We start from the raw sequence: 21,242 nt of genomic DNA, 5'->3' as shown, positions 1-21,242 counted from the left end.
CTATTATTTTATTTTAAAAGTTTTCGGGGCTTTATGGTAGATGATTAGCAACCCGATAGCGACATATACAATGCTAAGAATGGATACGCAAATGACATAGAAAAAACCTGTAAATTTAACGTACGTATTCATATAAGCAAAAAAGTAAAAAATCCACGTAATGACTTTATATAGCGGGTTTTTCACGGTCATATCCACCGTGAAAGGTTGAAGTAGATAGTAAATAAACAATTCGTGAAAAGAAAAGAGAAAGCTCAAGGCTACTAATAATAACAATAAGGTACCAAAAAATTGCCAACTTAAATAAAAATCATTCAGTATTTGTAACAAGAGGAATAATAGAAAAATTCCCAAAACAACCAAACTGTTATATTTAAATATTTGCCTTAATCGATAGACGAAGCCACTTAAAATAGTTCTTTGTTCTCGATAAAAAGGATAATAGAGCATGGAAGAATCACAATTGACAAACAACATTTGCACGACTTGTTTACCAAAAGAAAGAAAATACATTAATATAAATAGTAATGGTAAAAGTTGGATTGTTTCAGTTTCACTAATGTACCCGCGAATGTTCGCTAGTCGCAGTCCAATAAGACTGATAACCAGCAAGGTAAAGCTGATGAACAAATAGCGAATTTTTTTGTTAAACACTTGACGATAACGGCTAAACAACAAGGCGTTTAAATATTCCGTGCCAACTAACTTATCCACTTGTTGATCTTTGTTCACTTGTAGCTGTTTTTGCATTTTGAGACCTTGACCAATATACTGGTCTTGCTCAGGTTTTTGAGTTGTGAGCGCATCATAAAAGGATAACGACTGTATAATTATTTTGTCAATAAATGCCGTCTGTTTAGGGTAGGTCCACGCAGCTTTCATGCCCCAGAAAGCTAAAACTAGCCAGATGGGTAAGGAAAGCCAACTGGTGTAGAGTTTGGTCAAAGGAGCCACGAGGCCAAAATAGTACAAACTAAAGAGGAGCATTAAAAATAACCCAGTAGCAATTCCGCCAATCCAACGGCGAGTAGCTTTGCTGTGATTGAACATATAGAGCCATCGACAGAAAATAAACAACCAAAAGTTACCAGCTAAATAGGAAAGTGGAAGAATTAAGGCTAGGGACAAATTGCTAGCAATTAAGCTGTACAGTAAGCCAGCAAAAAAATAAAAGCACGTATTTTTGAAAAGCTCAATAAATTTTTGACCTAAAATAAATCGATGACGTGATAAGCTAAACTCTGTATAAAAATCAATTGCGGTTTTATTAAGAGTCACTGAAAAATGATTGTAAAAGCCTAAAATGAGGACGACGAAGACAAACCACAGAAACGCACTTTGCGCCAACATCGGTTGATTAATTTGAGAAAAAAGATTGGCAGACTGACTTCCTTTAAAAAAATTCATTAGGAATATCTGAAGCAGGGCGACTGCTACGAAAATGACAATCTTCATAAAAAAAGAAGTGGAAACTTTCAGAACGGTTAGGAAAATGCCTAAAACATTTTTCAAATCATAGGCAGAGTAAACCCGTTCGCTAATAAATTTCTTTATGCCAGGTAGTTTTCGCAAAAAGTAGAGGAACCCGTTCAGCGTTTTAATTAATTTGTAATTGAAAAATTGCCAATCTTCTTTGAAGAAACTAACGAAGTGGTTCATCGCCTAATGCCTCCTTATCCAACAATAACTGTACAACTTCCTGCTCAAAATCAGGTTCATGAATGCGATTAGCTGGCAGGGCCTGTAATTTCCCATGGTGCAACAATACGACTTCGTCACATAAATCCTGTGCTAATTGGAGAATATGTGTTGAAAAAATAATCACTGAGTTAGATTTCATACGAATTATCAGTTCTTTCATTTCATGAGCTGCCACTACATCAAAGGATGTTAACGGTTCGTCCAATAATAATACGGGCGGCTGGACCATCAAAGACACCAACATTTGGACCTTATTTTGCATGCCGTGTGAAAAATCTTTTAGTAAACGATGGTGATCTTCACTAGCAATCCCAATAGTCAGTAAGTACTCTTCTGGCAACTGTAAGTCGTTGATTTTTTCACGGTTAATGTCTATGAAGAAACGAACAAACTCATAAGCCGTCATAAATGCTGGTAAATGAGGCGTTGTATAAACAAACCCAATTTCGGTATTATCGTAGTTTAGATTCTGTCTGCCATCCTCTTCCAAATAAATTTGACCACTGTCGAGTGAAAGATTTCGAGAAATACAGTTAAATAAAGTTGTCTTACCTGCGCCATTCCGGCCGAGTAGTCCATAAATCTTCCCTTTTTGAAATTGGAAACTAGCCCCATCGAAAATAACCTTTTCTTCAAACTTTTTCGTAATCATTTCAATTACTAAGTTCATTTTCTCACCTCCTATTAATAATAAGTTTACTAAACTCTAACTTTTTTTGATAGCAAAATATTAAAAAGTTGCTTATTTTAATTTTGATGGTCAAGTCCAGAAAAAAATCATCTTATAGCTACTAGAAACCCTTTACAAAAAACTCCTTTTTATGAAAAAGAAAACCTTAAAGAAACCCTTGACTTTTCTAGACAAAGGTAGTAGAATCTATAGAGCAAAAACTATCTGAAAGTGACGAAGCAGGAGCGAAATATTGTCCGTTCCGGTTTTTTATAGGAAAACAAAAGTAGAAACGCCAGAAAATTTTTCGGAAGCATGTTCTATTTTTGGTTTTTTTTTGCTTAAAAACTGCAAAAAATGCTTTTTGTTACATATATTTAATATATGTAACGTAAATGTAATTTTTCGGATCGGTGTTTTGATAGACTTATAACTAGAGGGGTGAAGAGCTTGGCTGGACACGTAGTAAAATACGGAAAGCATCGCGAACGTAGAAGTTTCGCACGTATCAGTGAAGTATTGGAATTACCAAATTTAATTGAAATCCAAACAGACTCTTATCAATGGTTTTTAGATGAGGGACTTCGTGAAATGTTTGAAGACATTTTACCAATTGATGATTTCCAAGGAAACTTATCCTTAGAATTTGTTGACTATGAATTAAAAGAACCAAAGTACACAGTAGAAGAAGCCCGCGCACATGATGCCAACTATTCTGCGCCATTACATGTAACATTACGTTTAACTAACCGTGAAACAGGTGAAATTAAATCCCAAGAAGTCTTCTTCGGCGATTTCCCATTAATGACAGAAATGGGTACCTTCATCATCAACGGGGCAGAACGTGTTATCGTTTCCCAATTAGTTCGTTCTCCAGGTGTTTACTTCCATGGAAAAGTGGACAAAAACGGCAAAGAAGGTTTTGGCTCAACAGTCATTCCTAACCGTGGTGCATGGTTAGAAATGGAAACAGATGCGAAAGACATTTCTTATGTTCGGATTGACCGCACACGTAAAATTCCTTTAACTGTGTTAGTTCGTGCTTTAGGTTTCGGTTCAGATGATACCATCTTCGAAATTTTCGGCGACAGCGAAAGCTTACGCAACACAATTGAAAAAGATTTACACAAAAACGCAAGTGATTCTCGTACAGAAGAAGGCTTGAAAGACATTTATGAACGTCTTCGCCCAGGCGAACCAAAAACAGCAGATAGCTCACGTAGCTTGTTAACTGCACGTTTCTTTGATCCAAAACGTTATGATTTGGCAAACGTTGGTCGCTACAAAGTTAACAAAAAATTAGACTTAAAAACACGTCTCTTAAACTTAACCTTAGCTGAAACGCTAGTTGATCCAGAAACTGGTGAAATCATTGTCGAAAAAGGCACGGTTTTAACACACCAAATCATGGAAACATTAGGCGAATACATTGACAACGGCTTAAACAGCGTAACTTACTATCCAAGTGAAGATGCGGTAGTAACTGAACCAATGACAATCCAAGTGATTCAAGTTCTTTCACCAAAAGATCCTGAACGTATCGTAAATGTGATTGGTAACGGCTATCCAGACGACAGCGTAAAAACAGTTCGTCCAGCAGATATCGTTGCTTCAATGAGCTACTTCTTCAACTTAATGGAAGATATCGGCAATGTCGATGACATCGACCACTTAGGTAATCGTCGTATCCGTTCAGTAGGCGAATTATTACAAAACCAATTCCGTATTGGTTTAGCCCGTATGGAACGTGTGGTTCGTGAAAGAATGTCTATTCAAGACACAGAAACATTGACACCACAACAATTAATCAACATCCGTCCAGTGGTAGCAAGTATCAAAGAATTCTTTGGTTCTTCACAGTTATCACAGTTCATGGACCAAACAAACCCATTAGGTGAGTTAACCCATAAACGTCGTCTATCAGCCTTAGGGCCTGGTGGTTTGACTCGTGACCGTGCCGGTTATGAAGTTCGTGACGTTCACTACTCTCACTATGGTCGTATGTGTCCAATTGAAACGCCTGAGGGACCAAATATCGGGTTGATCAATAGCTTATCTAGTTATGCGAAAGTGAATAAATTTGGTTTCATCGAAACGCCTTATCGCCGTGTTGATCGTGCGACAGGCCGTGTTACTGATCAAGTAGATTACTTAACCGCAGACATCGAAGACCATTATATCGTAGCGCAAGCGAACTCACTTTTAAATGAAGATGGCACATTTGCCAATGATGTTGTTATGGCGCGTCTACAAAGTGAAAACTTAGAAGTTGCCGTAGACAAAGTTGACTACATGGACGTTTCACCAAAACAAGTAGTCGCAGTCGCAACAGCATGTATTCCTTTCTTAGAAAACGATGACTCCAACCGTGCCTTGATGGGTGCCAACATGCAGCGTCAAGCGGTGCCGTTAATTCAACCACGCTCTCCGTGGGTAGGTACAGGTATGGAATATAAATCAGCCCATGACTCAGGTGCTGCTTTACTATGTAAACATGACGGTGTCGTAGAATTCGTCGATGCAAAAGAAATTCGCGTTCGTCGCGACAATGGCGCATTAGACAAATATATGGTTACTAAATTCCGTCGTTCTAACTCAGGAACAAGCTACAACCAACGCCCAATTGTTCACTTAGGTGAAAAAGTTGAAAAAGGCGATACTTTAGCGGATGGACCTTCTATGGAAGAAGGCGAAATGGCTTTAGGGCAAAACGTCTTAGTTGCCTTCATGACATGGGAAGGTTACAACTACGAGGATGCCATTATCATGAGCCGTCGTTTAGTTAAAGACGATGTCTACACTTCTGTGCATATTGAAGAATATGAATCAGAAGCACGTGATACAAAATTAGGACCTGAAGAAATTACCCGTGAAATTCCAAACGTTGGGGAAGACGCGTTGAAAGACTTAGACGAAATGGGGATTATCCGCATTGGTGCTGAAGTTCAAGATGGCGACTTACTAGTTGGGAAAGTCACACCTAAAGGGGTTACAGAATTATCTGCAGAAGAACGTTTATTACACGCAATCTTCGGGGAAAAAGCCCGCGAAGTTCGTGATACGTCTCTCCGTGTACCTCACGGTGGCGGCGGTATCGTTCATGATGTGAAAATCTTTACTCGTGAAGCTGGCGATGAATTATCACCAGGTGTCAACATGTTAGTTCGTGTCTATATCGTTCAAAAACGTAAAATTCACGAAGGAGATAAAATGGCGGGACGTCACGGAAATAAAGGGGTTGTTTCCCGTATTATGCCGGAAGAAGATATGCCATTCTTACCTGACGGAACACCTGTTGATATCATGTTGAACCCATTAGGGGTACCTTCTCGTATGAATATCGGACAAGTACTTGAATTACACTTAGGTATGGCTGCTCGCCAATTAGGTATTCACGTCGCAACACCTGTTTTCGATGGGGCAACCGATGAAGACGTTTGGGAAACTGTTCGTGAAGCTGGTATGGCTAGCGATGCTAAAACAGTTCTTTACGATGGACGTACAGGTGAACCATTTGATAACCGTATTTCCGTTGGTGTCATGTATATGATTAAATTAGCCCACATGGTTGATGACAAATTGCATGCTCGTTCAATCGGACCTTACTCTCTTGTTACGCAACAACCGTTGGGTGGTAAAGCTCAATTCGGTGGACAACGTTTCGGGGAAATGGAAGTTTGGGCACTGGAAGCTTACGGTGCTGCTTACACATTACAAGAAATCTTAACTTACAAATCTGATGACGTTGTCGGACGTGTGAAAACATACGAAGCCATCGTTAAAGGTGAACCAATTCCAAAACCAGGTGTGCCTGAATCATTCCGAGTATTAGTGAAAGAATTACAATCACTTGGTTTAGACATGCGTGTCTTGGACATTGAGGAAGCTGAGATTGAGTTACGCGATATGGACGATGACGATGATGATTTAATCACCGTTGACGCACTAACCAAATTTGCGGAACAACAATCAGCGAAACAGCTGGAAAAAGAAGCAGAATCAGTCGTGAAAGAAGAAGCACAAGACGTTGTTCAAGAAATTGAAACAGCCGAAGACAGAGACTAATTTGTCGCTACCACTCTGATGAGTTGATTCAACTGCGACTTTGTTGCAACTGCGCAAGTCATTACTTGTTCCAAGTGTCGTCAGACCTTCTTTCAAGTGATGCTTGCCATTTGCTAACAAGTTGCTGACTCAGCTTCTCTAAATAAGGAAATGGAGGGAATTCCTTTTGATCGATGTAAATAAATTCGAAAGTATGCAAATAGGGCTTGCTTCACCAGAAAAGATCAGAAGCTGGTCTTATGGGGAAGTTAAAAAACCCGAAACAATTAACTACCGTACATTAAAACCCGAACGTGAAGGGTTATTCTGTGAACGCATTTTTGGTCCAACCAAAGACTGGGAATGTGCTTGTGGTAAATATAAACGTATCCGTTATAAAGGTATTGTCTGTGACCGTTGTGGCGTTGAAGTCACTCGTTCAAAAGTACGTCGTGAACGTATGGGACATATTGAATTAGCCGCACCAGTTTCACATATCTGGTACTTTAAAGGAATTCCATCTCGGATGGGTCTTGTTTTAGACATGAGCCCTCGTGCATTGGAAGAAGTCATTTATTTTGCTTCATACGTTGTCATCGAACCAGGTGACACAACATTAGAGAAAAAACAATTGTTAACGGAACGCGAATATCGTGAAAAACGTGAACAATATGGCCAAGCCTTCAAAGCTGCTATGGGTGCCGAAGCCGTGAAACAATTATTAGATAACGTCGATTTAGATGGCGAAGTTGCGCAATTAAAAGAAGAATTGAAAACAGCTTCTGGTCAAAAACGGACACGTGCCATCCGTCGTTTAGACATCTTAGAAGCCTTCCGTGCTTCTGGTAACCAACCAAGCTGGATGGTAATGGATGTTATCCCAGTTATTCCACCAGATTTACGTCCGATGGTTCAATTGGAAGGTGGTCGTTTTGCAACAAGTGACTTAAACGACTTATACCGCCGTGTTATCAACCGTAACAACCGTCTAAAACGTTTATTAGACTTAAATGCGCCAAGCATCATCGTTCAAAACGAAAAACGGATGTTACAAGAAGCGGTCGATGCTTTAATCGATAATGGTCGTCGTGGCCGTCCAGTTACTGGACCAGGTAACCGTCCATTGAAATCTCTTTCTCACATGTTGAAAGGGAAACAAGGTCGTTTCCGTCAAAACTTACTAGGTAAACGTGTTGACTATTCTGGTCGTTCCGTAATCGTCGTTGGTCCGTTCTTAAAAATGTACCAATGTGGTTTACCAAAAGAAATGGCGATTGAATTATTCAAACCATTTGTAATGCGTGAATTAGTACAACGTGAAATTGCGACAAACATTAAAAATGCGAAACGTAAAATCGAACGTGGCGAAGATGAAGTTTGGGATATTTTAGAAGAAGTTATCCAAGAACACCCAGTTTTACTTAACCGGGCACCTACGTTGCATAGATTAGGGATCCAAGCTTTCGAACCAGTTCTTGTTGAAGGTCGTGCGATTCGTCTTCACCCATTAGTGTGTGAAGCCTACAATGCCGATTTCGATGGAGACCAAATGGCGGTTCACGTGCCTCTAAACGAAGAAGCACAAGCAGAAGCTCGTATGTTAATGCTTGCTGCCCAAAATATCTTGAACCCGAAAGATGGTAAACCAGTTGTTACACCATCTCAAGATATGGTCTTAGGTAACTACTACCTAACAATGGAAGAAGAAGGCCGTGAAGGGGAAGGCATGATCTTCCGCGACATGAACGAAGCTGTTTTAGCATGGCAAAATGGCTACGTGCATTTACACTCACGGATTGGGGTTCAAACAACACTTTTAGGTGACAAACCATTTACTGATTGGCAAAAAGAACGAATCTTAATCACCACAGTTGGTAAGATCATCTTTAACGAAATCATGCCTGTTGAGTTCCCTTACTTGAACGAACCAACAGACTATAACTTAACTGTTCAAACACCAGATAAATACTTCGTAGAAGCTGGTACAGACATTCCTGCACACATTAAAGAGCAAGAATTAGTTTTACCATTCAAGAAGAAAAATCTTGGAAATATCATTGCTGAAGTCTTCAAGAGATTCCACATTACGGAAACCTCTAAAATGCTTGACCGCATGAAAGACTTAGGTTACAAACACTCAACTTATGCTGGGATGACGGTAGGGATTGCCGATATCATGGTTCTTCATGAAAAACAAGCAATCATTGATGCTGCCCACAAACAAGTTGAAACAATTACTAAACAATTCCGTCGTGGTTTAATTACTGATGACGAACGTTATGAACGTGTAATCGGCGTTTGGAACGGTGCCAAAGACGAAATCCAACAAAAACTGATCGAAAGTATGGAAGCTCGTAACCCAATCTTCATGATGTCTGACTCTGGAGCCCGTGGTAACATCTCCAACTTTACACAGTTAGCTGGTATGCGTGGTTTGATGGCCGCTCCGAATGGACGAATCATGGAATTACCAATCATCTCAAACTTCCGTGAAGGACTTTCTGTCTTAGAAATGTTTATCTCAACTCACGGAGCTCGTAAAGGGATGACCGATACGGCCTTGAAGACAGCCGATTCAGGTTACTTAACACGTCGTTTAGTTGACGTTGCCCAAGACGTAATCATTCGTGAAGACGACTGTGGCACTGACCGTGGTCTTGAAATCGAAGCAATTCGTGAAGGTAACGAAATTATCGAACCATTAGACGAACGTCTATTAGGTCGTTATACACGTAAATCAGTTGTTCATCCAGAAACTGGTGCAATCATCATTGGTGCGGATCAATTAATCACTGAAGATCTTGCAAGAGAAATCGTGGACGCTGGTATTGAAAAAGTAACCATCCGTTCTGTCTTTACATGTAACACAAAACATGGTGTATGTAAGCACTGTTACGGACGTAACCTTGCAACTGGTTCTGACGTTGAAGTCGGAGAAGCAGTTGGTACAATCGCCGCTCAATCAATCGGGGAACCTGGTACACAGTTAACCATGCGTACGTTCCATACCGGTGGGGTTGCCGGTGACGATATCACTCAAGGTTTACCTCGTATCCAAGAAATCTTTGAAGCACGTAATCCGAAAGGACAAGCAGTGATTACAGAAGTAACCGGTGAAGTTATCGATATTTCTGAAGATCCTGCCACACGTCAAAAAGAAGTAACCATCAAAGGAAAAACAGATACACGTACCTATACTGTCCCTTACACTGCACGTATGAAAGTTGCTGAAGGCGACATCATCCACCGTGGTGCACCGTTGACAGAAGGTTCAATTGATCCAAAACAATTATTACAAGTTCGTGATGTTTTATCTGTTGAAAACTACCTATTACGTGAAGTACAACGTGTTTACCGTATGCAAGGGGTAGAAATCGGCGACAAACATATCGAAGTAATGGTTCGTCAAATGTTACGTAAAATCCGCGTAATGGATCCAGGTGACACTGAAATCCTTCCAGGAACATTAATGGACATCGCAGAATTTAAAGACCGTAACTACGACACATTAGTTGCTGGTGGCGTCCCTGCTACTAGTCGTCCAGTCTTACTTGGTATTACCAAAGCGTCATTGGAAACAAACAGCTTCTTATCTGCTGCATCCTTCCAAGAAACAACACGCGTGTTAACAGATGCTGCTATCCGTGGCAAAAAAGATCCATTACTTGGATTGAAAGAAAATGTTATCATTGGTAAAATCATCCCAGCTGGTACTGGTATGGCTCGTTACCGTAACATGGAACCAAAAGAAGTTGGCGTAGCTAGCGAAAACGTTTATAGTATTTCAGACATTGAAGCACAAATGGCTGCTGAAGATGCAATGAAAAACATCAATAAATAAACCCTAAAAAGCCGTAAGGAGCATGCTACTTGCGGCTTTTTTTTTGCTATAAGCAACTGATTGTGAGTAAGCCCAAACTTAAAAAGGGGACAAAAGGAAGTTTCTGTTCAACTGGATACCCCAAAAATTTACAGCTGTAGCCATAGATTAGGCCATAACTACTGGCAAAAAATAGTAGCATCAGCAACTGAGGTACCTGTAAAAAACAGCCCCACAAACCCAGTAACAAAAGATCCCCTCGCCCCATGGCTTCCGGAAAATAATGTAAGACGGCTTGGAAAAAACAAAAACAAAAAAGACCAGTCAGTAAGTAAAACGAATGCTGACCCGCCACTTTCAGCAAGCAAAGCACAAAAAAACTAGGATAAAGAATCTTCGGTTCAACCACTAAATACCAGTAATCAATCAAGGATAATGTGAAAGCGCTCGTCAGCCACCACCAGAGAATCAAAGCATCAATCGTCAGGCCAGCTGAAAAACAGCTTGCGGTTAATCCGCCCATGACAAGTTCTGCTAAAAGATAACTCTTAGCTACTGGCTGTTGACACTTTCGACAACGAAAGCGCTGCAGCAAAATCGAAACAACTGGAATTAATTCATAGAGTTGTAGAGGCTGGTGGCAACCTTGACAGTGGGAAGGGGGCCACCACAAAGAACGCCCTACTGGTAAGCGCTCCGCCACTAAGCATAAAAAAGAACCGAAACAGGCACCAATCAAAAAGAGACTCAAGAAAAACATAGGTTACCTCCTTAAAAATAAACTCCGCTTTTTTTAAACTTTTTCGTTTGACTAGACAAATCTTTTTTTGTTAGGAATAATAAAAGAAACAAGAAATGAGGGAATCAAATGGAAAAATTAGCGATTGGTGTCGACGTTGGCACCACGCAAGCCAAAGCAGTGGCTTTTCAAGCAAATGGCACAGTCGTAGCTTCTAGCTATGTGCGTTATACATTAATTCAAGAGACTGAAGGAATGGCGGAGCAAGACCCAGAAACGCTGTTCCAAGCTGTGGTGAACTGTATTCGAACCGTCACACAACAAGTGAAGAATCAACCAATTGGGCTCATTTCTTTTGCTTCAGCGATGCATGGCTTAATTGCCATGGATGCGCAAGGACGCCCATTGACCCAAGTGATTACTTGGGCTGACACACGAGCATCTGATTATGCGGAAGCGTTAAAAGAAACGCCAGCGGCCCAATTGTTTTATCAATTGACAGGCATGCCAGTTCATCCAATGGCGCCTTTGTACAAGATTCGCTGGCTGCAGGAAAATCAGCCAGCCGTTGCGCAGAGCGCGGCCAAGTTTATTGGGATTAAGGACTACATTTTTTATCGTTTCTTTGGCGAATACTGGACAGATTATAGTAGTGCTTCGGGGATGGGTTTATTTAATATTCACACGCGGCAATGGGAATCGTCGATTTTAGCGTATTTATCTATTGAGGAGGAACAGTTGCCAAAAGTTGCCCCGTCAACGTTCATTTTTCCAGCGTTAGCGCCTTCTTGGCAAGAGATGCTTGGTGTTGAGGAGGAAACGGTTTTAGTTCTTGGTGGTGCGGATGGCCCGTTGTCTAATTTAGGTTTGGGAGCGCTAGGAATGGGTGTAGCGACTTTGACCGTTGGTACGAGCGGCGCACTTCGGTATATTGTCGAAGAACCTTTTTTGCATCCGCAAGGTGAAACGTTTTGTTTTGCTCTAGATGAACAGCACTGGGTGATTGGTGGCGCAAGTAGTAATGGTGCAGTTGCGTTAGATTGGGCGAGCCAAACGATTTTTGCAGAAGAACGTCAGCAAGCTATCCAAAACGGGACCAATCTCTATGACCCAATTATGGCCAAAATTGCAACCGTGCCAGCTGGGGCAAATGGCTTACTGTTTCATCCTTATTTGCTAGGTGAACGAGCACCGCTGTGGAATGCAGAGGCGAGCGCAAGTTTTATTGGCTTGCGCAAAAATCACCATGCCGGACATTTAGCTCGAGCGGTGGTGGAAGGCATCTGTTTCAATTTAAAAACCATTTTAGAAGATTTGAAACAACTCGGTGGACCCGTTCAGGAGATTCGAGCGACAGGCGGCTTTGCTGATTCCCCTGTGTTCCGTCAAATCATGGCTGATGTGCTGGGAGAAACGTTATCGTTCACTGATAGCACCGAAGCTTCGGCATTAGGCGCTGTTTTGCTAGGCTGGCAAGGCTTAGGTCAGTTACCCAATTTACAAGCAGCGGCGCAACAGGTGCTGATTCATGAAACGGTCACGCCACGAGCGGATCAATTGCTAGTTTATCAAGAACTGTATCCTGTTTTTCAAGAAACCCAACAAGTTTTAGCACAAAGTTATCAAAAATTAGCAGAATTCCGCAAATAATTGATAGTAAATAGCTTTGACAAATGGCTGAGAAGTTGCTTAACTAGAAGAGAGACGAAGACTTGAGGAAATGAGGATGAGGAATGAAGAAGCAGCTACTACCACTATTTCTGTTATTCATTGGGGCGTTGGCAAGTTGCAGTGCGCCGTCTCGTTCTGGCGAAAAAGCAGCGCAACAGTTGGTAGATTACTTTATTTATCAAGAAAAGACAGCGACATTCTCTCAAACTTTTCGTGAACCGAAAGTCTTAGTGGAACATTTGCAGACGAGTCGTCAACAGTTCCAGAAGCAATTTTTCAATAGCTTAAAAGAAATGAACGCTGAAGTCACCGAGACCGAAGCCCAGAAGCTTAGCGCAGAATTACTGGCTCAAGTGAAGAAAAAAGCGTCATATCAACTAGTAGCCACAAAAGAATTGAATGGGCAAGCGACAATCACTTTTCAGATTAAGGGCTTAGATTTTGTGACGGCGATTGAAGATACAACCACTGCTCTTCTTCAGCAAACGCAACAGGAAACACAAGCGCTAGACATGCAGCACACGTTAGCCGTTTTAAAAAAAGAAATCCAACAAATCAATGTCAGCCATGAGCCAGTTGAACTGCCATTAACGGTTAAGCAAGTAGAAGGACAATGGTATTTACCGGCAGCGGAGCAGCTGAGACTGAATCAGTTTTTTTTAGCTTTCGTCACAGGAAAAGAAGATACTGACCAGTTGACAGAGGCACTCGACACGATCCTCACTCAAGCGGAACAAAAAGTCGTCACTGCGGATGAAAAAACAGCGATTTCAGGAAATTAATTAGATTCTTAATTGTAATCATTATAATTTGGTAATAATTTTAAAAAAGAAAGGTTTTCAGTGTACTTTTTTCACAATTCATATTACACTAAGAGTGTAGAAATAATATTTAGGAGGATGACAAAGAATGAAATTTGAAAAAACAAAAGAAATTTTGAACCAACTCGTTGCAGATTTAAGCCAATTTTCCGTGGTAATTCATCAAACACATTGGTATATGCGTGGACCTGAATTTTTAACACTTCACCCACAAATGGATGAATACATGGATCAAATCAATGAGCAATTAGATGTTGTTTCAGAACGTTTAATCACATTGGACGGCTCTCCATTCTCAACATTGCGTGAATTCGCAGAAAATACAAAAATTGAAGATGAAATTGGTAACTGGGACCGCACCATTCCAGAACGTATGGAAAAATTAGTAGCAGGCTACCGTTACTTAGCAGACCTTTACGCAAAAGGAATCGAAGTTTCTGGTGAAGAAGGCGACGACTGCACACAAGACATTTTCATCGCAAACAAAACAGACATCGAAAAAAATATTTGGATGTTACAAGCCAAACTTGGCAAAGCGCCTGGTATTGACGCATAATTTAAAACAACTCCCAAAGCCGCTGACGTTGACGTTGGCGGTTTTTTTCTGTTTAAAAGGCACAAAAAATAAGTGAAAATCTATTTTCTGAAAGCGCAGAAAAACATTGACTTTATCAGTGATTGAAGGTAAAATATTAAATGGTATTGTTTGCCCCACAATGAGCCCCGGAAACTCAAGTGTATGTCAAACATCGAAAACAAAATTGGAGGAAAGAAACGTGCGTACAACATATATGGCCAAAGCTGGCGAAGTAGAACGTAAATGGTACGTAGTAGATGCAACAGATGTTCCTTTAGGACGTCTATCAGCAGTTGTTGCTTCTGTACTACGTGGTAAAAATAAACCAACATTCACACCACATGTGGATACTGGAGATTTCGTAATCGTAATTAACGCTGATAAAGTAAAATTAACAGGTAAAAAAGCTACAGACAAAATTTACTACCGTCACTCAATGTATCCTGGAGGATTAAAATCAGTGACAGCTGGTGAATTACGCGACAAAAACTCTCGCCGTCTTATCGAAACTTCTGTAAAAGGTATGCTACCTAAAAACACTTTAGGACGTAAACAATTTACTAAATTGAACGTATACGGTGGAGCTGAGCATCCACATGCTGCACAACAACCAGAAGTATTAGATATCACGAACTTAATTTAAGGAGGGAAATTCATTGGCACAAGTACAATATAGCGGCACAGGCCGTCGTAAAAATGCAGTTGCCCGCGTACGCTTAGTACCAGGTACTGGTAAAATTACTGTAAACAAAAAAGACGTAGAAGAATATATTCCACATGCTGACTTGCGTGAAGTTATCAACCAACCATTTGGCGTAACTGAAACAAAAGGCGCTTACGATGTAATCGTAAACGTAAACGGTGGTGGCTATGCTGGACAATCAGGAGCTATCCGTCACGGAATCGCTCGTGCATTGTTACAAGTAGATCCTGACTTCCGTTCTGCTTTAAAACGCGCTGGGTTACTTACTCGTGACGCACGTATGGTTGAACGTAAAAAACCAGGTCTTAAAAAAGCTCGTAAAGCTTCACAGTTTAGTAAACGTTAATCCTTGTTATACCGAGGATTTCAGGACACTTTCCAGTTTTTGGAGAGTGTCTTTTTTTGATTTGGTAACGAGTTTGGTGACGACTTTTTTCGTACCCGTAACCAATCAATCATTCTGGCTGACATTCCTATACTCTTCTAAACGTTTAAGGGTATCTATTTTTGTTTGGTCATTGGTATGTCCGTAAACGTCACGAATCATGTTTGAGGTTTCTGCATGACCTACAAGAGATTTGATAATTAAACCGTCGATTCCTTGATTCAGTAAATCAGATACAAAAGTGTGCCTTAAACCATGAGGAATGATATGCGGAAGGTTGTATTTTTTCTCTAACTGATTCAATTTATTGTTTAACCAATCTGTGTGAAGCGGTTGATTAACGTCACCCTTTTGATTTACATAAGTGAATAAAAATTGCTGTTGTGTTTGTTTGATATTTAATTGCTTCAACTCAACAGCTTGTTTTTGTTTCCATTCCTTCAATAAATTTACAATGGTTTCATTAATCGGAACGTCACGAAAACGATAGCCATTTTTCATACCTCTCACACGCTCATATCGCTTAGTTTCTGGATTCTTTACTAACTTATGAGACAAAGAGACTAGCTGTTTCTTGAAGTCGATGTCAGCCCACACAAGAGGATAAATTTCACCTTTCGTTGCGCCGAGATAGTAAGTTAATGCCAGAAGAACATAGTTTTGGAAGCCATGCTCTTTTTTCATTAACTCTAGTGACTGCTGGACAATTTCAACAGAATAGTATTTTTGCTGTCTCTTATTTTCTTTTTTTCGCTTGAGGGCTTCATTCACTGGCATTTCAAGTAGTTCGTAAGGATTGTTAGAAATATAGCCTTTCAATAGTGCATACTTCATTACCTGCTTTGTGTAAGAAACACAAAATTTAAAATTGGTATAAGGCTTAATTTTCTTCTCTTTGTCACCAAACGCCCACAAGATTTGAAGGCTTTCTAAAGTATCGAAAGATACAGATTTAATTTTCTTACTTCCTAAATGTGGAAGGATATGAAGGCGAAAAATGCTTTCTGTCCGATCTAATGTACTTTGTTCATGGTGCTTAGTCACAATATATTTTTTCTTCCACCAAATCTGATAAACCTCTTCAAATGTGTAGTCACCTTTTTTCTTTTTCACTTCTCCTTTCAATTTTTGAAGCTTGGCTTCCTGTTCAAGAATCAAGGCTTCATTCTTAGTATCTGCATAGGAAACAAACCTTGAAAAGCCTACTCCCATGTAGACATTAACTTTGTATTTTCCGTTATCCATTTCTTGTATAGCCATATTATCTTCTCACTTTCTTTTGCACATCAGAATATGAGAACACTATTTTTTGAGTGTAGCACGGTTTAAGCTGATTGAACATAATTTTTTAACCAGCTATCAATTTCTAATTTATCGTAAAGGACTACACCGCTAATGTTAATTCTGGGAAGTCCTTCTGTAATTAATTTATCAATGGTGTTGTTGGAGAGATTAAGATATTGGCACAATTGACACTTTTTGATGTAACGCTTGTTTAATAATAATTCATCTTCAAAGTGTGTAATTTCAGTCTTTAATAACTGGTGGATGGTTTCCTGTAATCCCCGTTTTTGAGCGTCGGACAGCAAAATAGTGAGTTCGTTCATTTATGATTTCCTCCATTTTTCTTGATTTTTGTATAGCGAACGTTTTGTTCTTCAAAGCCTATTTCTTTGTTGGGAGTACCTTGTTCATCCCATTCTTGAAAGAAGATAGGTCGTTTGCTTACATAGGTGTTGGTAAATAAGATTTCTTGGTCTGTTATATCATAAGGCTGGCTCGTCAGTCTCTTTATTTCGAGTGGTTGTTTCAAGTTTTGCGATTTAAAGAAAGCTTTTTTCTTATGTTCCTTTAGCTCTAAATCCTTGTCGAAATACTTGCTGACATACCGTCCTCTATTTTCAGCGCTATCCACGTCAATTTTGTTGATTTTAATTAATCCATGCCCCCAAATTGCTATTAGCTCTGCATGGGGTAAATATGGAAAGCTGAATAAAACGACGTGATAATGAATAGCACCACGTTTTTGTTTCTCCCACGTAGCTAAATATTTAATTTGGGATTTCTTTGTGTGATATAAATGGTAGTTTAGTCGTTTCATAAATTTTTTGAACTCACTATTTGTGTAGGCTATATCTATTATATTTTCTTTAAAGGTTAAGGTTAAAAATTTTGTCTGGTTATCAAAATTCGTATCAATGAGTCGAGCAACGACAAAGCGTTGATTTTTGTAATGTTTTTGCTTTCGTTTTAAGCTGTCATATTGTCCTTGTGCGGTTAAATCATCAAATGTCTGTTTTGTACTTTTTAGCCAATCAGGTTTCTCTTTCTTTTCATCATTATCTGTTTTTCTTTTCGCTAAGATTGGTTGTTCATATTCCCAAATTTCAATGTACGTAGGGGTTTCAATGATTTTTTGATTGTATCCATGTGGCAATCGCAATCACTCCTACTACAGAAATTGAGTGTTCTTACTGGTTATTCAGTTGTCAAAGAACGGATTCAAGTGTTTCTGACTTTTCGCCAGATATTGTTCTATAAATCAAGTAAAGAGGAAGAAAGGCATCGCCTTTCTTCCAAACAACACGCCCATCGTGTGGTTGTTTTCGAGCGGAAAGCGGTGTTGGGCTTGCTTGCCCTACCGCTTCCGTCGAAACCACCCGCTGGAAGTATTGTCAGAATAAGGTGCGGAAGTTTTCTCTATCTGTTTCACTCTGTGGGATAAATCAATGATTCGTTTGTCTAGGTCATGATATTGTCTGACTAGCGCATGAATAATCTTATCTCTTTCTCTCAATTTTTCATTGAGAATCTCTGTAATAAAGTCAATGAGTTCATGATGTTTCATCAAATCAACTTTCTCGTGAACATCAAATAATTGTCTTAAAGCTTTATTACGTCCGATTTTCGGAATTAAATGAGCGACTTCTTGAAGTTTTTGAATTTCTTCTGTAGAAAATACTCTTGTTTTCCGATGATGTTTCGTTTGTCCCTTTCGTCCATGACTGACAAAGGGGATGTATTCGTATTGAAAAGTATAATCACATTCTTTTTGGATGAAATTTGCCCACTTATTTAACGTAGATAGAGAGCGAAGCCCATGAACTTGTTTAATGACTTCATGGGCTGTAAAATATTGCTTTCCCATTATTTTTGAGTAACGAGTTTTGCAGAGGTTGCAGTAGCAGAAAGTCCATAGCTAACAAATTGCCCATTAGCACGACCCCAAGCAGAGATTGCTAATCCTTCAAAAGAAATCAATGCCATTCCTTGAGATTCCAGTTCTTCTTTAGAAATAACAGGGAACTCACTTGAAACTTTTACGATAACTTTTTCAAAGCGTAGTTTTGGTAAAACACATTCGTATGTCCAACCTAGTACTTCACCATCTTTTTGCCATTTTGTTACTTGTACGACTTGATACACTTTTTCTAATTTGTTTTCAGGTAAAACTAAATCACTAATTTTTACTGCCATTTTGCATTCCTTCTTTCTTTTTAGTACATTTTTTAGTACAAATGTAGTGTAATACAGAAGTGAATAGTTTGTCAATAGGTTTTAGTACAAAAAATAGTACAAAATTGTTTTACTCTAAATATGAAATCTGTTAAGATAGATTAAGCATATAAGTTGAAAGGAACAAGGGATTATGAAACCTAATAAAAAAAAAGTTGGAGAAAGAATTAATGAAATTAGAACAAATTTAGGTTATAGTATGGAAGAATTTGGGAAATTAATAGGTAATTCTCCTAGAAGTTCTGTTAACAATTGGGAAAAAGGGGTTAGTATTCCAAAACGAGATAAGCTAGAAAAGATAGCTTTACTAGGAAAAATGATGCCAGATCAGATTTTGTACGGAAGAGCAGATGAATACTTGTATGACTTAATTGAACAGAATTTTGGTGTGAAATTTAGTGATAGTATACTTTTAGAAATTTTTGAGACTATTCCTCCAGAAAAACGTAATTATGATGATATGATGTGGTTGGCGGTAGCTAAGTATTTCATAGACAATGGAACCTATGGAAAAAGGGTAGGGCATTTAGTTTATACTTCAATGTTAGGTCTGCCCAATTTGTATGCTGGACGCTATAAAAATGAATTTATTGAACAAAGTGAAACCTTTAATCAATTGGAAATTATGTATTATGCTTATACTGAGGTAGAGGAAAATAGACTGCATATTATTCCTTTTTCGTTAAATGAGAAGAATAGTGAGTTATTTTTTGAATTTCCAATGTATATTGAAAAAGAGGGAGAACATCAAGTATTTACTGAAAATTTTAATGAAATAGGATTGACTTTGGGCGGCTCTTCTATCATTTACTATGGAATAGATAAGAAAAAAGAAATGAAAGATATTCGAGCTTTTCAGTATAATAATAAAGAAGATAATTATGTGTTAAAGGAAATGGATGACTCTGCTTATTTAAAAATGTTTATAAATGAGCTTAATAAAGAAATCAAACAGATAAAAAAATAAAATTTGATAAATGAACTGAGAATAAAATAAAACGTTCTTATGACGATATTATGTGGTTATCAGTCGAAAAATATTTTATAGAAAATGGTACGTATGGGAAAACAGTCGATAAATTTGTTTACACATCTATGTTAGGGATACTCAATCTCTATGCAGGTAGCTATAGAGATGAGTTTATATAACAAAGTGAAACCTTTAAACAGCTGGAAATTATGTACTATGTATAATCAGATGTAGAAAAAATATCATGCACATTACGCCGTTTTCTCCTAACGAAAAAACAAAAAAATTGTACTTTTCTTTTCCAGATTTTTTGGAGAGGAAGGGAGAGTAGATTGCATTTACAGCTAATTTTGGAATCATCGGGCTAACCTCTCTATGGATTTAATAAGGAGAAGCTAGAAGAGGTTATTCAAGTGTATAGATATGACAAAACAAATGATCTTTATCAATTAAATCAACACAAGCGGATTATTTAGAAATGTTTAGTGAAAAAGTAAGAAAAGAAAACAAAATTTAAAAAAGAGAACAAAAAAATTTTAAAGAAAATAGAACTATGTGAAATATAAGTAGGCATATAAAGGAATAAGATTAAAAAGTTAATGTTTTATAATCATTTTTGAGAATGGATTTGATAAAAGTGCGGAAAAATAGACTGTTTCAAATATTGTATTACATTCTTGAGAAAGGAAAAGTAACTGCACCGGAACTCGCTAAAAAATTTGAAGTTTCTATACGTACAATTTATCGAGATATCGATACTATTAGTAGTATTGGTGTTCCCATTTATACAACACAGGGAAAAGATGGCGGTATATCAATACTTGATACGTTCATACTGGAAAAATCTTTTTTTACCGAATCAGAACAAGAATTGATAATCAATGCTCTGCAAGGTTTGCCTTTCATAGAGAAAAAAGAATCTGAAGAATTATTATCTAAATTCAGTTCTTTATTTCAGATTAAAGCAACAAATTGGATTGAGGTTGATTTTTCAAGTTGGAAGTCGAATCAGCCAACACAAGAGCAATTTAACAACATGAAAGAAGCTATTTTAAACCAAAATATGATTTCATTTCAATATATAAATAATTTAGGAGAAATGACTGAACGAGAATTAAATCCTTGTAAGCTAGTATTTAAGAGTGGAAATTGGTATGTTTATGGTTATTGTCACTTGAGAAAAGAATACTGTCTGTTTAAATTAACGAGAATTAAAAGCCTAAAAATGCTAAAAAGTAAGTTTTCATTGCAAGTACCTTCTCCAACATATTTAAAAGAAATATTTTCTTTTGATTTAATAGAAATAGAGCTGAAGTTTGATAAGAAAATGGCATTTCGAGTTTGTGATGAATTTTCCGAGGATATTTCAACTGATGCACAAGGAAATTTATATGTAACTACTAAATTGCCTAATAATGCAACGCTTTACAGCTATATTCTCTCTTTCGCTAGTGACATTGAAGTCATTAGCCCACCTCAAGTTAGAGAACAATTAAAACTAAAAATAAAAAAATGAAAGAAAAATATAGAACCTGACACAGGATGACAAGTATCCTCTTATATACTATATATATTAGAGGGAGATAATTGATAAAAGAAAAACTTTTAGGAAATGATTTGCGTTC

The 21,242-nt window shown here is 38.3% G+C and carries 17 protein-coding genes; 9 read left to right on the top strand and 8 right to left on the bottom strand.

The annotated features are described in order from the left end of the window. Nucleotides 1-3: 3 nt before the first annotated feature. Nucleotides 4-1,659 (bottom strand): hypothetical protein, encoded by a 1,656-nt coding sequence (locus IGI63_RS09095; protein WP_002394776.1) that lies wholly within the window; start codon nucleotides 1,657-1,659, stop codon nucleotides 4-6. Then, a complete protein-coding gene (locus IGI63_RS09090; protein WP_002394777.1) occupies nucleotides 1,643-2,371 on the bottom strand; it encodes an ATP-binding cassette domain-containing protein in 729 nt (242 codons plus the stop codon). The genes IGI63_RS09095 and IGI63_RS09090 overlap by 17 nt, the downstream gene beginning before the upstream one ends. A gap of 450 nt (nucleotides 2,372-2,821) precedes the next feature. On the opposite strand from IGI63_RS09090, the gene rpoB reads away from it, so the two are divergent. Together rpoB and rpoC are read left to right on the top strand one after the other, a co-directional pair. Beyond that, a complete protein-coding gene (gene rpoB / locus IGI63_RS09085; RefSeq protein WP_002389470.1) occupies nucleotides 2,822-6,436 on the top strand; it encodes a DNA-directed RNA polymerase subunit beta in 3,615 nt (1,204 codons plus the stop codon). A 166-nt stretch (nucleotides 6,437-6,602) separates the two neighbouring features. Then, entirely contained in the window at nucleotides 6,603-10,256 is a 3,654-nt protein-coding gene (gene rpoC / locus IGI63_RS09080) for a DNA-directed RNA polymerase subunit beta' (RefSeq protein ID WP_002354777.1), read from the top strand. A gap of 46 nt (nucleotides 10,257-10,302) precedes the next feature. Here rpoC and IGI63_RS09075 read toward each other — a convergent pair whose 3' ends face one another. Continuing rightward, nucleotides 10,303-10,995, bottom strand: a complete 693-nt coding sequence (locus tag IGI63_RS09075; RefSeq protein ID WP_113803430.1) for a prepilin peptidase — start codon at nucleotides 10,993-10,995, stop codon at nucleotides 10,303-10,305. A gap of 108 nt (nucleotides 10,996-11,103) precedes the next feature. On the opposite strand from IGI63_RS09075, the gene IGI63_RS09070 reads away from it, so the two are divergent. The 5 genes from IGI63_RS09070 (at nucleotide 11,104) to rpsI (ending at nucleotide 15,092) form a co-directional block, all read left to right on the top strand. Next, nucleotides 11,104-12,624, top strand: a complete 1,521-nt coding sequence (locus tag IGI63_RS09070; protein ID WP_429975713.1) for a gluconokinase — start codon at nucleotides 11,104-11,106, stop codon at nucleotides 12,622-12,624. An 83-nt stretch (nucleotides 12,625-12,707) separates the two neighbouring features. Next, a complete protein-coding gene (locus tag IGI63_RS09065; protein WP_113844308.1) occupies nucleotides 12,708-13,427 on the top strand; it encodes a DUF5105 domain-containing protein in 720 nt (239 codons plus the stop codon). Nucleotides 13,428-13,554: 127 nt separating this feature from the next. Further along, nucleotides 13,555-14,022 carry a Dps family protein gene (locus IGI63_RS09060; protein WP_002354782.1) on the top strand — a complete coding sequence of 156 codons (468 nt, stop codon included), beginning with the start codon at nucleotides 13,555-13,557 and terminating at the stop codon, nucleotides 14,020-14,022. A gap of 235 nt (nucleotides 14,023-14,257) precedes the next feature. Continuing rightward, on the top strand, nucleotides 14,258-14,686 hold the full coding sequence (rplM, locus tag IGI63_RS09055) for a 50S ribosomal protein L13 (RefSeq protein WP_048670019.1): 429 nt from the start codon (nucleotides 14,258-14,260) through the stop codon (nucleotides 14,684-14,686). 13 nt (nucleotides 14,687-14,699) lie between these two features. Next, nucleotides 14,700-15,092, top strand: coding sequence for a 30S ribosomal protein S9 (rpsI, locus tag IGI63_RS09050; RefSeq protein WP_002354786.1), 393 nt, complete (start codon nucleotides 14,700-14,702; stop codon nucleotides 15,090-15,092). A 105-nt stretch (nucleotides 15,093-15,197) separates the two neighbouring features. Here rpsI and IGI63_RS09045 read toward each other — a convergent pair whose 3' ends face one another. The 5 genes from IGI63_RS09045 to IGI63_RS09025 form a co-directional block, all read right to left on the bottom strand. Continuing rightward, a complete protein-coding gene (locus IGI63_RS09045) occupies nucleotides 15,198-16,391 on the bottom strand; it encodes a tyrosine-type recombinase/integrase (protein ID WP_429975712.1) in 1,194 nt (397 codons plus the stop codon). Nucleotides 16,392-16,456: 65 nt separating this feature from the next. Next, nucleotides 16,457-16,738, bottom strand: a complete 282-nt coding sequence (locus IGI63_RS09040) for a DNA-binding protein (protein ID WP_429975711.1) — start codon at nucleotides 16,736-16,738, stop codon at nucleotides 16,457-16,459. Then, nucleotides 16,735-17,568, bottom strand: a complete 834-nt coding sequence (locus IGI63_RS09035) for a rolling circle replication-associated protein (RefSeq protein WP_429975710.1) — start codon at nucleotides 17,566-17,568, stop codon at nucleotides 16,735-16,737. Before IGI63_RS09035 ends, IGI63_RS09040 begins: the two co-directional genes overlap by 4 nt. Nucleotides 17,569-17,769: 201 nt before the next feature. Next, entirely contained in the window at nucleotides 17,770-18,279 is a 510-nt protein-coding gene (locus tag IGI63_RS09030; protein ID WP_429975709.1) for a hypothetical protein, read from the bottom strand. Further along, the gene (locus IGI63_RS09025; RefSeq protein ID WP_429975708.1) at nucleotides 18,279-18,608 is read right to left on the bottom strand and encodes a hypothetical protein; all 330 of its coding nucleotides are present in this window, start codon (nucleotides 18,606-18,608) and stop codon (nucleotides 18,279-18,281) included. The genes IGI63_RS09030 and IGI63_RS09025 overlap by 1 nt, the downstream gene beginning before the upstream one ends. Nucleotides 18,609-18,780: 172 nt before the next feature. Here IGI63_RS09025 and IGI63_RS09020 point away from each other — a divergent pair, with 172 nt between their 5' ends. Continuing rightward, nucleotides 18,781-19,614 carry a helix-turn-helix domain-containing protein gene (locus IGI63_RS09020; protein ID WP_429975707.1) on the top strand — a complete coding sequence of 278 codons (834 nt, stop codon included), beginning with the start codon at nucleotides 18,781-18,783 and terminating at the stop codon, nucleotides 19,612-19,614. A gap of 640 nt (nucleotides 19,615-20,254) precedes the next feature. Further along, nucleotides 20,255-21,133, top strand: coding sequence for a helix-turn-helix transcriptional regulator (locus IGI63_RS09015; RefSeq protein WP_429975706.1), 879 nt, complete (start codon nucleotides 20,255-20,257; stop codon nucleotides 21,131-21,133). Nucleotides 21,134-21,242 lie beyond the last annotated feature (109 nt).

It is taken from the genome of Enterococcus sp. DIV0086, from assembly GCF_050498705.1.
Classification (GTDB): domain Bacteria; phylum Bacillota; class Bacilli; order Lactobacillales; family Enterococcaceae; genus Enterococcus; species Enterococcus faecalis.
This window is presented reverse-complemented; position numbering and strand designations above follow the sequence as displayed.